General features: G+C 67.1%; 11 protein-coding genes. 5 read left to right on the top strand and 6 right to left on the bottom strand.

The features are described 5' to 3' along the window. Window positions 1-11: 11 nt before the first annotated feature. The 6 genes from GGD89_RS10510 to deoC form a co-directional block, all read right to left on the bottom strand. Window positions 12-1,094 carry an aldose 1-epimerase family protein gene (locus GGD89_RS10510; RefSeq protein ID WP_184044972.1) on the bottom strand — a complete coding sequence of 361 codons (1,083 nt, stop codon included), beginning with the start codon at window positions 1,092-1,094 and terminating at the stop codon, window positions 12-14. A gap of 52 nt (window positions 1,095-1,146) precedes the next feature. Then, window positions 1,147-2,136, bottom strand: coding sequence for an ABC transporter permease (locus GGD89_RS10505; RefSeq protein WP_184044970.1), 990 nt, complete (start codon window positions 2,134-2,136; stop codon window positions 1,147-1,149). A gap of 12 nt (window positions 2,137-2,148) precedes the next feature. Continuing rightward, a complete protein-coding gene (locus GGD89_RS10500) occupies window positions 2,149-3,126 on the bottom strand; it encodes an ABC transporter permease (protein ID WP_184044968.1) in 978 nt (325 codons plus the stop codon). Between the two features lie 10 nt (window positions 3,127-3,136). After that, window positions 3,137-4,639 (bottom strand): sugar ABC transporter ATP-binding protein, encoded by a 1,503-nt coding sequence (locus GGD89_RS10495; RefSeq protein WP_184044966.1) that lies wholly within the window; start codon window positions 4,637-4,639, stop codon window positions 3,137-3,139. An 86-nt stretch (window positions 4,640-4,725) separates the two neighbouring features. Continuing rightward, window positions 4,726-5,775, bottom strand: coding sequence for an autoinducer 2 ABC transporter substrate-binding protein (locus tag GGD89_RS10490; protein WP_184044965.1), 1,050 nt, complete (start codon window positions 5,773-5,775; stop codon window positions 4,726-4,728). Window positions 5,776-5,886: 111 nt separating this feature from the next. Further along, window positions 5,887-6,561, bottom strand: a complete 675-nt coding sequence (gene deoC / locus GGD89_RS10485; protein ID WP_184044963.1) for a deoxyribose-phosphate aldolase — start codon at window positions 6,559-6,561, stop codon at window positions 5,887-5,889. 440 nt (window positions 6,562-7,001) lie between these two features. On the opposite strand from deoC, the gene GGD89_RS10480 reads away from it, so the two are divergent. The 5 genes from GGD89_RS10480 (at window position 7,002) to GGD89_RS10460 (ending at window position 12,353) form a co-directional block, all read left to right on the top strand. Further along, window positions 7,002-7,772: a DeoR/GlpR family DNA-binding transcription regulator gene (locus tag GGD89_RS10480; protein WP_184044961.1), complete on the top strand. Its 771-nt coding sequence runs from the start codon at window positions 7,002-7,004 to the stop codon at window positions 7,770-7,772. A 101-nt stretch (window positions 7,773-7,873) separates the two neighbouring features. After that, window positions 7,874-8,569, top strand: a complete 696-nt coding sequence (locus GGD89_RS10475) for a FadR/GntR family transcriptional regulator (protein ID WP_184044959.1) — start codon at window positions 7,874-7,876, stop codon at window positions 8,567-8,569. A gap of 261 nt (window positions 8,570-8,830) precedes the next feature. Then, window positions 8,831-9,982, top strand: a complete 1,152-nt coding sequence (gene dctP, locus GGD89_RS10470) for a TRAP transporter substrate-binding protein DctP (protein WP_184044957.1) — start codon at window positions 8,831-8,833, stop codon at window positions 9,980-9,982. A gap of 99 nt (window positions 9,983-10,081) precedes the next feature. Then, window positions 10,082-10,783, top strand: a complete 702-nt coding sequence (locus GGD89_RS10465; RefSeq protein WP_184044955.1) for a TRAP transporter small permease subunit — start codon at window positions 10,082-10,084, stop codon at window positions 10,781-10,783. Continuing rightward, on the top strand, window positions 10,776-12,353 hold the full coding sequence (locus GGD89_RS10460; protein WP_221238415.1) for a TRAP transporter large permease: 1,578 nt from the start codon (window positions 10,776-10,778) through the stop codon (window positions 12,351-12,353). Before GGD89_RS10465 ends, GGD89_RS10460 begins: the two co-directional genes overlap by 8 nt. The last annotated feature ends 7 nt before the right edge of the window (window positions 12,354-12,360 follow it).

The raw sequence follows: 12,360 nt of genomic DNA, 5'->3' as shown, positions 1-12,360 counted from the left end.
CGCGGCGCCGGTCACAGGGCGCGGATGTGGGTCGCGGCGGCCTCGGCGGCCTGGGCATCCAGATAGCCCAGCCGCACCGCGAAGGCGGCGGTTCCGCCGGCGGGCAGCGTCCGCACATACCCCTTCTCGCGCTCCGCCAGATAGCCCTCGGGCTCACAGGTGGAGGGCAGCGCGAAGGCACAGACCTTCTGATCCCGGTTGACCAGGACCCAGCGCACGGTGTGCGGGAAGGTGGCGGTGTCGTAGGCGATGTGGAAGGCGTCGCCCTCGCGGCGGCGCATCATCAGGGCCGTGCGGCCGTCGGCGCCGGTGCCCGGGTCGCGGATGTAGAACACCTGTTCCGGGGTGTAGCGCGCGGGCTCGTCCAGGACCTCCATGGCGCCGGGGTCCCGGGCCAGGCGATCGATGAACGACAGGTACTCGGGCGTGGTCCGCACATGGCCCGGCACGGCGGTGCGCACCACCGTGTGACGCGCGTCGAAGGGCGCCGGCTGGATGATCCGCGCCCCCTCGCAGAAGGCGAAGTTCACATGACACATGTACATCAGGTCCATGGGATCGCCCGACAGGTTCTCCACGGACATCATGATGTCGAACAGGGTGCTCCCGGGGCGCAGGACCACGCGCGGGCGGGCCATGTAGTGGGCGCCGAAGCCCATCACGTATTCCCGGTGCCCGGTCACCGCCATGTACGGCCCCTCGGCGTCCTCGCCGCAGGCCAGGCCGGCCGCGTCCAGGGGCGCGCAGGGCATCTCGCCGTGCAGGGGGTGGTCGTCCTCGGGAGACGGGCAGCCGTTGCGCAGCAGGCCGGAGTGGAAGGCGAAGCACCCGTAGGTGCCGACGATCACGTCGGCCGGCCGGGGCATGGAGAACATGTTGTCCATGGTCAGGTCGACGCCGTCGAACACCGCGTCCCAGATCATCTGACCGAAGAACGGCAGGATCACCAGGTGGCCGCGCGGGGTGGTCAGGCGCACCGCCTCGATGCCGCTGTCATAGACGAAGGTCGAGGCCGTCATGCCGGCGAAGGTGGCCACCGTCCGCTCCCGCGGACGGAACGCGTGTTTCTCAAGGGCGATGGCAACGGGGGTCATGGCTCGCTCCTTCCGCGCCGCGCGGGCGCGGGTCTTGCCCGGGCGCCCGGCGCTAGCGGGCACGGTTCTTGTAAGCGTTCAGCGCGATCACGAGAAGCAGGAACGCGCCCCAGATGAAGTCGATCAGGTGATTGCTGAAGCGCAGGATCTGGAAGCCGCTCGACAGCAGCATCAGGGCGACGACGGCGATGCCGACGCCGATGACCGTGCCCCGGCCGCCCGCCGGGTTGGTGCCGCCCAGCACGGCGATCAGCACGGCCTGTAGCAGATACGACGTGCCGTAGTCCGACTTCGCCGCGTTGGTGCGCCCCGACAGGATGATTCCGGCGGCGCTGGCCAGGACCCCGGTCATCATATAGCTGTAGAAGATCATGCGGCTCTTCTGGATGCCCGCGAACACGGCGGCCCGGGGGTTGGAGCCGATCAGCATCAGGTTGACGCCCAGGGTGGTGCGGCTCAGCACGAAGGTCATGAGCCCGGCGATCAGCAGGAACAGGACGAACGGAACCGCCACGCCCAGGATCTTGCCGTTGCCGATGAAGGCCCAGGTCTCCGGGAAGCCGACGATCGCCGGTCCGCCCGTCAGCACCAGCGCCAGCCCCACGAACACCTGTCCGGTGCCCAGGGTGGCCAGGATCGGGGTTATTCGGAAGCGGGTGATCAGGAACCCGTTCAGGGCGCCGGCGACCGCCCCGACGGACAACGCCAGGACCACCCCCAGGCCGACGACCATGACGCCGCCCTCGACCCCCGCGTCCTTCAGGACCGCGTGGAAGAAGACCCCGGCCATGATGCCCGACAGGTTGGCGATGCCCACCACCGACAGGTCGATTCCGCCGGTCAGCATGGCGATCATCATGGCGATCGACAGCAGGCCGAGTTCGGGGAAGATGTAGGTGATGGACTCGAAGTTGTAGTATCGCAGGAACTTGTCCGGGCTGAGCGCCGCCATGACGATGAAGATCACCACCGTCATGACGATCAACTGGGCGATGTTGTTGTCCCGGTTGATCAGGCTGCGAAAATCCACGGCGAACCTCATGGCACTCTCCCGTCACACGCGGCGCTTGCGGTCGCGCCAGGCGGTGGCCGCCGTGGCGATGACGATGACGATCCCGACAACGACCCGCTGCCACGTCGTGTCCACGTGCATGATGATGAGACTGTTCTTGACCATCACCAGCATGAAGACACCCAGCATCGTGCCCACCACGCTGCCCCGTCCGCCGAAGATGCTGGCGCCCCCCAGGACCACGGCGGCGATCACGTCCAGTTCCAGGCCCACGAAGTCGCGCGGATTGGCCAGCCAGATCATGCCGCTGTGCAGCAGCCCGGCGAACCCGGCCAGCATGCCGGCGACGCAGTAGACGAAGAAGATCGTCTTGCGGGTATCGAAGCCCACGCGGGCCGCCGCCTCCGGCGCGCCGCCCAGGGCATAGACGCTGCGTCCGATCATGGTGTGGCGCAGCACCAAGTGCAGCGCGATCGCCAGCCCGACGTAGATCAGGATCATGGCGGTCAAGCCGAAGGTGGTGCCGTCGGCCTTGGTCAGGCTGATGATCTCCAGCTTGCCGAAGTCGATCAGCGCATCGGGCATCTTGTTGATGTTGATCATGCTGGTGCCGACCACGCCCAGCAGGAAGCCGCGCACCATGCTGCCCGTGCCCAGCGTCACGATCAGCGGGATCATCCGGAACGTGTAGACGAAAAAGGCGTTCAGGCAGCCGAACAGCACCCCCATGGTGGCGGCGGCGGCGAACGGCAGGATGACGCCGTCATGCCCGAAGAAGATCATGCCCTTGACGGTCAGGTACATCGCCGCCACCGCGAAGGCGGGGAACGACACGTCGATGCCGCCGGAGATCATGACCAGCAGCACGCCCAGGGCCATGATGCCGATGATCACGTTGCTGCGCAGCAGGCTGAACAGGTTGTCGAGTTGCCAGAACGCGGGGTTGATCAACCCGATCACGATCATCGCGATCAAGAGAATCACCGCGATAATCACTTCCGATTTGCGAAACAGGGCCATCGCGGGGTCCTCACGTCAACGTCTTGAGCGTCTCGCTGATGACACGCTCGCTGGCGGCGTCCCCGTCCCACTCGTCGACGAAGCGGCCCCGGTGCATCAGGACAACACGGTTGCAGTTCTGCGCCAGCTCCAGCACGTCATCGGAGATCATCAGAACCCCCAGGCCACGCGACAGCGCCAGCTCGCGGATTTTCTGGTGAATCTCGGCCTTCGACCCGACATCGACGCCCACCGTCGGCCCGTTGAGGATCAGCACCTTGGCGTTGGTCAGCAACCACCGCCCCAACACCACGCGCTGCTGGTTGCCCCCCGACAGCTCGCCCGCGATCTTTTCCGGCGTCGGCGTGGCGATCTGCATGGCGGCGACCGTCTCGCGGGCCATGCGGTCGCCCTGGGCCAGATCGAGAACGGTCCAGCGGGACATGGCGTCCAGGGAGGTGACCAGGATGTTGCGCTTGATGGACTGGGTCAGGAACAGGCCCTCGCTCAGCCGGTCCTCCGGCACGTAGGCGACGCCCGCGTCGATGGCGTCCCGCACGCTGCCGAGCGTCACCGGCCGGCCATCGATGAGGATCGTGCCGGCGGCCGGCGGCTGCATGCCGAACAGCGCCAGCGCCAGTTCGGTCCGGCCGGATCCCAGCAGGCCCGACAGGCCGACGATCTCGCCCGGCCCGATGGTCATGGACAGGTCGTCGTAGTGCCCCGGGCGGCTCAGGCCCCGAACCTCCAGGCGCGGCGCCGGCGCCGCGCCGTCCGGCGGTGACCAGCGGTAGGGCTCGGCGACGATGTCCTGCCCGGTCATGTGGCGGATCACGGCGCCCTCGTCGAAATCGGACGTCGGTCCCTCGACCACCTTGCGGCCATTGCGGATGACCGTCAGGCGTTCGCTGATGTCCAGCATCTCGCGCATCTTGTGGCTGACGAACAGCACCGCGATGCCCCGCGCCTGGATGTCGCGGACGATGCGGAACAGCGTCTCGACCTCCTTGCCGGTCAGCGCCGTGGTCGGCTCGTCCATGATGATCAGGCGGGCGTCCGACATCAGCGCGCGGGCGATGGCCACAAGCTGCTTGCCGGACGTGGGCAGCGTCTCCAGTTCGGCGGTGAGGTCGATCTCGACGCCCAGCCGATCCAGGGCCTCGCGCGCCAGGGCATGCACGGCGCGCCAGTTGACGGTCTTGCGCTTGGCCCGCAAGGCCGTGTTCAGGGCCAGGTTCTCGGCGACCGTCAGGTTCCCGAACAGGGAGAAGTCCTGATAGATCACCTGGATCGCGTGGCGCACGGACTCGATGGGCGTCAGGTGACGCACCGTCTTGCCATCGATGAGGATCTCGCCCGCGTCCGGCTGGTAGACCCCGGCGATCACCTTGATCAGGGTCGACTTTCCCGACCCGTTCTCGCCGGCGAGGCAGTGAATCTCGCCCTTGTTGATGGTCAGGGAGACGTCGTCCAAGGCATGCACCCCGGAGAACCGCTTCCCGATGTTGCGCAGCTCTATGAACGCTTCTGACATGATCAGGCCAATCCATCGGTCAGGACGGAACGGGGGGTGACAGGCGACGGGGGCGCCGCATCCGGCGCCCCCGATCACACAAGGTCCTAGAAGTTGTACTCGCCCATGTTGTCCTTGGTCACGCCGACCCAGCCCGCGCCATACAGCAGGGTCGGGTTGTCCTCGACGGGCGTGATCAGGTCGGTGTAGCCGGGCAGGCCCAGGTCCAGGCCGGCGGCGATCTCGGCGCCCTTCCCTTCCAGCGCCATGACGGCGAGGATGTTCATGGCGTAGCCGGCGACCGCCGGATCCCAGAACTGGATGTACTGGATGTCGCCGTTCTCCAGGTATTCGCCGGCGACCGAGACCAGGCCGGTCCCGGAGAAGAACAGCTTGTCCTTCAGGCCCCGCTCGGCGATCAGGCGGCCGGCGCCCGCCGAGGTCGGCATGGGACCGCCGACGATGCCCTTGAGGTCGGGATAGGTGGTCAGCACTTCCTTGAGCTTGTTGTAGTCGGTGTTGGCGTCGTCGTAGGTCTCCAACCGCTCGGTGACCAGCGACATGTTCGGGAAGTTCTCTTCCTGGTAGGCGATGGCGCCGTCGATCCATTCGTTCTGCGACTTCGACGTCAGGCTGCCGACGGTGGCGACGTAGCTGCCCTCACCGCCCATGTAGCCGCCCAGGACCTCCATCAGCTTGGCGCCGTAGGCGTGGTTGTCGAAGGCTTCCAGGATGAAGTCGGCGTTCTGGATGTTCGATGCCTCGTGCGCGATGACGACGATGCCGCGATCCCGGGCCTTCTTGAGCACGGGCTCCAGCGCCTCGACCGAGAACGGCACGATGGTGATGGCGTCCACGCCCTGGGCGATCAGGTTCTCGACAAGCTGCACCTGCGCGGCGGCGTCGGCCTGGCTCGGCCCCACCATCCAGGTGTCATGGCCGGTCTCGGCGCCGAACTGCTTGACGCCGTCCCGCATGCGGTCGAACCAGGCGATGCCGTCGACCTTGACGACGGTGGCGATGGAATAGGCCTTCTCGGTCGCGTCGGCGGCGATGTCGTCACGGACATTCGAGGTATCGACAGGACCGTCACTCGCGAACGCGGGGCCCACCGCCAGCGTGGCGGCGAGAACAACCGAGGAAAACAGCGATTTCATGATGCTCCTCCCTTTGGGGGTCTTCGGGTCACCGTGTCCCCGCCACCCGGCGGCCGACATCGCGGACCACCCGGGCGGCCTCTCCGCGCGAGACGCCGCCCGCACGCCATCTCACGTGTTCGTGACGATGGCGATACTCGCGCTGGCGCCGATCCGCGAGGCGCCGGCCTGAATCATCCGCACGGCGTCGGCGTAAGTGCGCACGCCGCCCGAGGCCTTGACACCCATGCTGTCGCCGACCGTGCGCCGCATCAAGGCAACATCCTCCGCCGTCGCGCCACCCCCCAGGAACCCGGTGGAGGTCTTGACGAAGTCGGCCCCCGCCTCCCGCGACAGCAGGCAGGCGGCGACCTTCTCGGCGTCCGACAGCAGGCCGTTTTCCAGAATCACCTTGAGCACCGCCGCCCCACAGGCGGCCTTGACGCGGCGAATGTCGTCCAGGACGGCGGCATGATCGCCATCCTTCATCTGTCCGATCGACAGGACCATGTCCACTTCCTGGGCGCCGTGCGCGACCACCCAGCGGGCCTCGGCCTCCTTCATGTCGGTCGGAGTCGCGCCGAACGGGAACCCGATCACCGAACAGGTGAGCACGGCGCTGCCGGCCAGGGCGGCGGCGACCGCCGGCACGTGGAGCGGATTGACGCAGACGGAGCGGAACCCGTGGGCGCGTGCCTCGTCGCAGAGTCGCGCCACGGCGGCGGCCTGGGCATCGGGGGCCAGGATCGTGTGGTCGATGAAAGCGGCGAGGTCGGCGGGCTTCAGGGCGACGGCGTCGGACGGCATCAGCGGAACACTCCTTCGGCACGGCGACCGCATTTGTTAACTTTGTAACATTTTATGACATGATCCTTGCATATATGTCCGTTTTGTGTCAACATGAAATCATCAAAGGTGCCTTGAAAGCATCGTCACGTCCCCGCGCGGGACGGGAAAAGGGTAAAGCCGGACTGAGGTATTCGCCCAAGCGTTGACGGGCCCATGTTTGGCTGCCCATTCTTGGCGCGGGTCACGCCAGTCACCGGCGCGCGGGACTCATCCCGGCCGCGCCGCCCTGGTGCTGTGATACCAACGGCGGATGAGTGTGACTCATCCGCCGAGCGGCACCGGCCACGGACTGCAACGGTCAGTCTCAATGACCGTTGGTATGATGCGCCATTCGCTCCGACCGACGGGTCTCGCCGGTGGGATCTGGTTCACGGACAACGAACGCGAACGGACGACGGATGAGGACTCGGCGGCAGCATCGGCTGGAGACCCTGGCCGCGACCCTGGATACGGCGGGGTCCCTCCACCTCAAGAAAGCGGCCTGCCTGCTCCAGGTCTCCGAGATGACGGTTCGCCGCGACATCGCGGCCAGCGGCGGCCGGTTCTCCTACCTCGGCGGGCATATCATCAGCGCCTCGGACACGGCCGGCGGCCGGGGCTACTTCTTCGACAAGGAGTCCGAGACCAACACCGTGGCGAAACGGGCGGCGTGCCAGGTCGCCGCGTCGCTGATCGACAACGAGGACACGGTGTTCATCGACTGCGGCACCACCATGCCGCACCTGGCCCATGCCCTGCCGTCGTCGATGTCCCTGACGGTGGTGTGCTATGCCGTGAACGTGGCCGAGATCGTGTGCAAGAGACCCAACCTGAAGGTAATCTTGCTGGGTGGCCTGTACTATCCCTCGTCGGCATCCTTCGCGAGTCGGGAGGCGCTGGACACGTTGCGCCGGATCGGCATCAACAAGGCGTTCCTGTCCGCCGGCGGCGTGCATGTCACCAACGGCATCAGTTGCTCGAACTTCCACGAGGTCGGCATCAAGCAACTGGCCATGGAACGCGCCCTGCGCACCATCGTCATCGCGGACTCGTCGAAGTTCGGCAAGGTGAAGCCGGCCTATTTCGCGGCCCTCGACGACGTGCAGGCCGTCGTCACGGACACCGGCCTCGCCGCGCCCGAGCGCGCGGCCCTGTCGGACCGGGGGATCGCGCTGCACCTGCCGGACTGAGCCGGCCCGGCGACACAAGCCCCGGCCGCGCCTTGCGTCTGGCCGCGCGCCACGCGCCGTGGCACTCTGACCTCTCGGTCGGATTTCGAGGCCCCACCGCGATGTCGAGGCGCGCCACCCTCAGCGATCAGATCTATGACGAGATGGTCGGCCGGATCGTTTCCGGTCAGTACGAGGTCGGCCAGCGCCTGCCCAGCGAGGCGACCTTGTGCACCTCCTACGCCGTGTCCCGCACGGTGGTGCGGGAGGTGCTGTTCCGGCTGCGCGAGAAGGGCTACGTCACCTCGCGCCGGGGCGCCGGCAGTTTCGTGCAGCGGGCCGGGGGCGTGCCGGATCCGTCGTTCGGGGCCGTGTCGTCGATCGCCGATCTCAACCGCTGTTTCGAGTTCCGCATTTCCATGGAGGGCGAGGCCGCCTTCCTGGCCGCCGAGCGTCGCGACTCCACCACGCTGCCCACCGTGCGGCACGCCCACCGCGCCTATCGCGACGCGGTCGCCCTGGAGGCCACGGGCGGCGAGGAGGACATCGCCTTCCATCAGGCGGTCGCCGCCGCCGCCCGCAACCAGTTCTTCGGCGGCATGCTGCGCGCCATCCAGGTGCATGTGCTGTTCGGCATCAACCTCAGCCGCAACCTGGCGCCCGCCTTCGCCGAGGACCACTTGACCCACTGCGTCGAGGAACACGGCCGCATTCTTGAGGCGATCGAGGCCGGCGACGCGGCCACGGCGCGCGCCGGCATGCGCGCCCACCTGATGAATGCCCGTCACCGCATCTTCGGATCCGGGGGCGCCGGCTGACCGGACTCGCGAGGCGGAAGGTCTCATACTTAAGGACAACTTTCTAACAACCTGTCCTTCGCCGAGATACGCGCCAAGGGTGAGATCATCGTTCTGGTGGTGTCGGGCGGGAGGGCGAACGGGCCGGACCGCGGACGCAGTGTCTGCTTGTCATACAGGTCGTGCGGTTGTCACGTCCTCGCCGGCGGGCCTAGCATCGTCGATCCGTCCTGACCGGCGGCCAACCGCCCGGCCGGGCAGGGCAGCAACGGAGGAAGCCTCATGTCCGGCGATACTCGTCATTCGACCCCCGCCCGCCCGGCCGACGATCGCACCGCATCGCGCCGTCGTTTCCTGTCGTCCGCCGCTGTCGGCGGCGCGGCGGCGGCTGGCGCGCTGGCCATGCCCAGCCTGGCGACCGCCGCGGGCCAGACCCGCACCATCCGCATCCAGACGTCCTGGCAGCCCGGCACCACGGGCTACAAGATCTTCGAGACCTGGTGCGCCAGCGTCCAGGAGGTCTCCGGCGGCGAACTGGCGTTCCAGCCGTTCCCGGCCGGCGCCGTCTCGGGCGACTTCCAGCTGTTCGACGCGGTGCGCAACGGCGTCCTCGACGCCATGAACCTGTTCTATACCTACTGGGTCAGCCGCCTCCCGGCCGCCGTGTTCCTGACCGGCTTCCCGATGGGTCCGCCCCACCCGCACCACTGGGACATGCTGTTCCATTCGTACGGCGTCGCCGACATCGCGCGCGAGCTGTACCACCAGCAGGGCCTGGAGTGGGTCGGCCTCGTCCATCACGATATGAACCTGATTCACTCCAAGAAGCCGATCAACTCGCTGGCCGACTTCGAGGGACTGAAGATCCGCATGCCCGGCGGCATCATCGCCGAGTGCTTCGCCGCCATCGGCGCGCGCACCACCCTGTTGCCCGGCTCCGAGGTCTATCCGGCGCTGGAAAAGGGCACCATCGACGCCGCCGACTATGTCGGCCCGGCCGTGAACTACGACCTCGGCTTCCAGCAGGTCACCAACTACATCGTCATGGGGCCGAGTTCCTCGCCCTGCATGCACCAGGCGGCCGACCCGATGGACGTGGCCTTCAGCCGCCGCGTCTGGGATTCCCTCAGCCCGCGGATGCAGGGGCTGATCACCGACATGGTCAACGCCTACTCCCGCACCCACTACACCGCCATCCAGGAGGCCAACGCCGCCGCCTGGCCCAAGTACGCCGAGGCCGGCACCACCGTGACCCGCCTGTCCGAGGACGACGCCAAGGCGTTCCGCACGGCGTCCATTCCGCTGTGGTTCAAGTGGGCCAACGCCGACCCGATGGCCGCGCGCATCTTCGAAAAGCACCTGCAACTGATGCAGGACCCGACGGTCGCCCTGATCGATCCCTCCGACATCGAGGGGCATGAGCTGAAGCTCTGATGTTCCCCTCGCACCGCCGCCGGCCGGAGCCCCTCTCCCTTCGTGTTCCCTCTCTGGACCGGCGGCGCTTTTTTTCATCCTCGGATCGCGGAGGCGATCATGGTGCAATCCGGCTTTGTGTTGCCGCATTGGCTCTACTGGGGCCTGCTGGTGGCCTTCCCGCTGGTGTTCATGGCGGCGGTCGCCCTGTTTCCCGGGCGTGACCACGGCACGGTCATGCCGGCCGCCGCCACCGGCCACTGGACACCCCCCGGCACCCGCTTCACCCGGATCGCCGACGCCATCTCTCACGCCTCCGGGGTCTTCGTCAGCTACTGGACCGTGATCGCGGTCGTCTACTACGTGTTCGAGGTGACGGCGCGCTACTTCTTCAACGCCCCCACCAACTGGGCGCACGAGGCCTCGTTCCTGATCTTCGGCATGATGTACGTGATGGCCGGCGCCTATGGGCTGCTGCGCCATGCCCACGTGCGGGTGGACGTGATCTACGTCAATCTCAAACCGCAGACACAGGCGGCGATCGATGTCGTGACCTCGGTCCTGTTCGTGTTCTACATGGTGGTCTTCCTGCTCACCGCCTGGACCTTCTTCGCGCAGTCCGTTGACCAGCAGATGTTCTTCTTCGGTCAGGGCTATGGCAACGACATGTCGTCCAGCGAATGGCGGGTCGACTACGCCCCCGTCAAGCTGATGATGGTGATCGGCGCGATCCTGCTGCTGATCCAGGGCGCCGCCCAGATCGTCAAGGACGTGCAGAAGCTGTTCCACGTCGAGCCCCTGCCGGAGACCCGCCATGACTGACGCGATGGCCCCCAGCGCGCCCGGCGGCGCGCGCCGGTCGACGGCCGTCCCCTCCCGGCCCACGTCCTCGCGCCGGTTCGCCTGGCTGGTGGTCCTCGGCACGCTGATCCTGGCGGTGCCGGTGGTGGTCGAACTGATCAACATCGCCTTCCTGGACCCGTACCAGGACGAACCCTTCCTGTGGACCCTGCAATCCAGCCTCCAGGGCGTCGACATCTCCGTCCTGTCGGTGCTGATGTTCGGCTCGCTGCTGCTGTTCCTGATGATCGGCATGCCGCTGGCCTTCGTCACCGGCAGCCTGGCCGTGGTGTTCATCTACCTGGTCGGCGACCAGTACATGCTGAACATCATCCCGGCCCGCATCTTCCCGATGATGACCAACTACCAGCTCTCGGCCATCCCGCTGTTCATCTTCATGGCCTCGATGCTGGAGCGCGCCGGCCTGATCGACGAGCTGTTCGACGTCATCTACAAGTGGCTGGGCGGCATCCACGGCGGGCTGGCGGCGGCGGCCATCGTCGCCTCCACCATCCTGGCCGCCATGGTCGGCATCATCGCCGCCGCCGTGGTGACCATGGGCCTGATCGCCCTGCCGGCCATGCTGAAGCGCGCCTACGACCACAAGATCGCGCTGGGCTCGATCATGGCCGGCGGCACCCTGGGCATCCTGATCCCGCCCTCCATCCTGGCCATCATCTATGCCGTGGTGGCCCAGGAGTCCGTGGGCGAGTTGTACGCCGGCTCGGTCATGCCCGGCCTGCTGTTGTCCGGCTTCTACGTGCTGTATGTCACCATCCGTTGCTGGCTGAACCCCGACCTGGGGCCGGCCCTGCCCGAGAGCGAGCGGGTCTCCTGGAGCGAGAAGCTGCGGCTGCTGCGCAAGATGCTGGCCCCCATCCTGCTGATCGCCACCGTGCTGGGCGTCATCTTCACCGGCCTGGCCACGCCCGTGGAGGCCGCCGGCGTGGGTAGCCTCGGCGCCATCCTCGTCGCCGCCATCCACCGCCGCCTGACCCTGGCCGGCATCAGCGGCGCCTGTGTCAGCACCATGAAGTCGGTGGCCATGGTCCTGTGGATCATGTTCGGCGCCACCATCTTCGTCGGCTTCTACGTGCTTCAGGGCGGCCAGCAATTCGTGTCCGACCTGATCCTCGGCACCGGCCTTGGCCCCTACACCATCCTGGTCATCATGATGGTGATCCTGGTGGTGCTGGGCATGTTCCTCGACTGGGTCGGCATTCTGCTGCTGGCGGTGCCCATCTTCCTGCCGATCATCACCGCGTTGGAGTTCAACGGCGTGTTCGGCCTGCCCGGGGTGCCGGCGGCGTCGGTGGCGCTGTGGTTCGGCGTCATCTATCTGGTCAACATGCAGATGAGCTTCCTGTCGCCGCCGTTCGGCTACGCCATCTTCTTCCTGCGCGGGGTGACCCCGGAGGATATCCCCACCGCCACCATCCTGAAGTCCACCCTGCCGTTCCTGGGCCTTCAGGTGGTGGTTCTGACCCTGTGCGTCATGTTCCCGCGCCTGGTGCTGTGGCTGCCCGACCTGGCCTACGGCGGCGGCGGGTGAGGCGCGC

The sequence above is a fragment of the Roseospira visakhapatnamensis genome (assembly GCF_014197915.1).
Classification (GTDB): Bacteria; Pseudomonadota; Alphaproteobacteria; order Rhodospirillales; family Rhodospirillaceae; genus Rhodospira; species Rhodospira visakhapatnamensis.
The sequence above is the reverse complement of the archived record's forward strand: the minus strand, read 5'-3'. Positions and strand labels throughout refer to the sequence as shown.

Bases quoted from the DNA above. Each gene is read 5' to 3' on its own strand.
- GGD89_RS10480 (WP_184044961.1), top strand. From the start codon at position 7,002: ATGAGGACTCGGCGGCAGCATCGGCTGGAGACCCTGGCCGCGACCCTG.
- GGD89_RS10460 (WP_221238415.1), top strand. From the start codon at position 10,776: ATGACTGACGCGATGGCCCCCAGCGCGCCCGGCGGCGCGCGCCGGTCG.
- GGD89_RS10490 (WP_184044965.1), bottom strand. From the start codon at position 5,775: ATGAAATCGCTGTTTTCCTCGGTTGTTCTCGCCGCCACGCTGGCGGTG.
- GGD89_RS10465 (WP_184044955.1), top strand. From the start codon at position 10,082: ATGGTGCAATCCGGCTTTGTGTTGCCGCATTGGCTCTACTGGGGCCTG.
- deoC (WP_184044963.1), bottom strand. From the start codon at position 6,561: ATGCCGTCCGACGCCGTCGCCCTGAAGCCCGCCGACCTCGCCGCTTTC.
- GGD89_RS10500 (WP_184044968.1), bottom strand. From the start codon at position 3,126: ATGGCCCTGTTTCGCAAATCGGAAGTGATTATCGCGGTGATTCTCTTG.
- GGD89_RS10510 (WP_184044972.1), bottom strand. From the start codon at position 1,094: ATGACCCCCGTTGCCATCGCCCTTGAGAAACACGCGTTCCGTCCGCGG.
- GGD89_RS10495 (WP_184044966.1), bottom strand. From the start codon at position 4,639: ATGTCAGAAGCGTTCATAGAGCTGCGCAACATCGGGAAGCGGTTCTCC.
- GGD89_RS10505 (WP_184044970.1), bottom strand. From the start codon at position 2,136: ATGAGGTTCGCCGTGGATTTTCGCAGCCTGATCAACCGGGACAACAAC.
- GGD89_RS10475 (WP_184044959.1), top strand. From the start codon at position 7,874: ATGTCGAGGCGCGCCACCCTCAGCGATCAGATCTATGACGAGATGGTC.
- dctP (WP_184044957.1), top strand. From the start codon at position 8,831: ATGTCCGGCGATACTCGTCATTCGACCCCCGCCCGCCCGGCCGACGAT.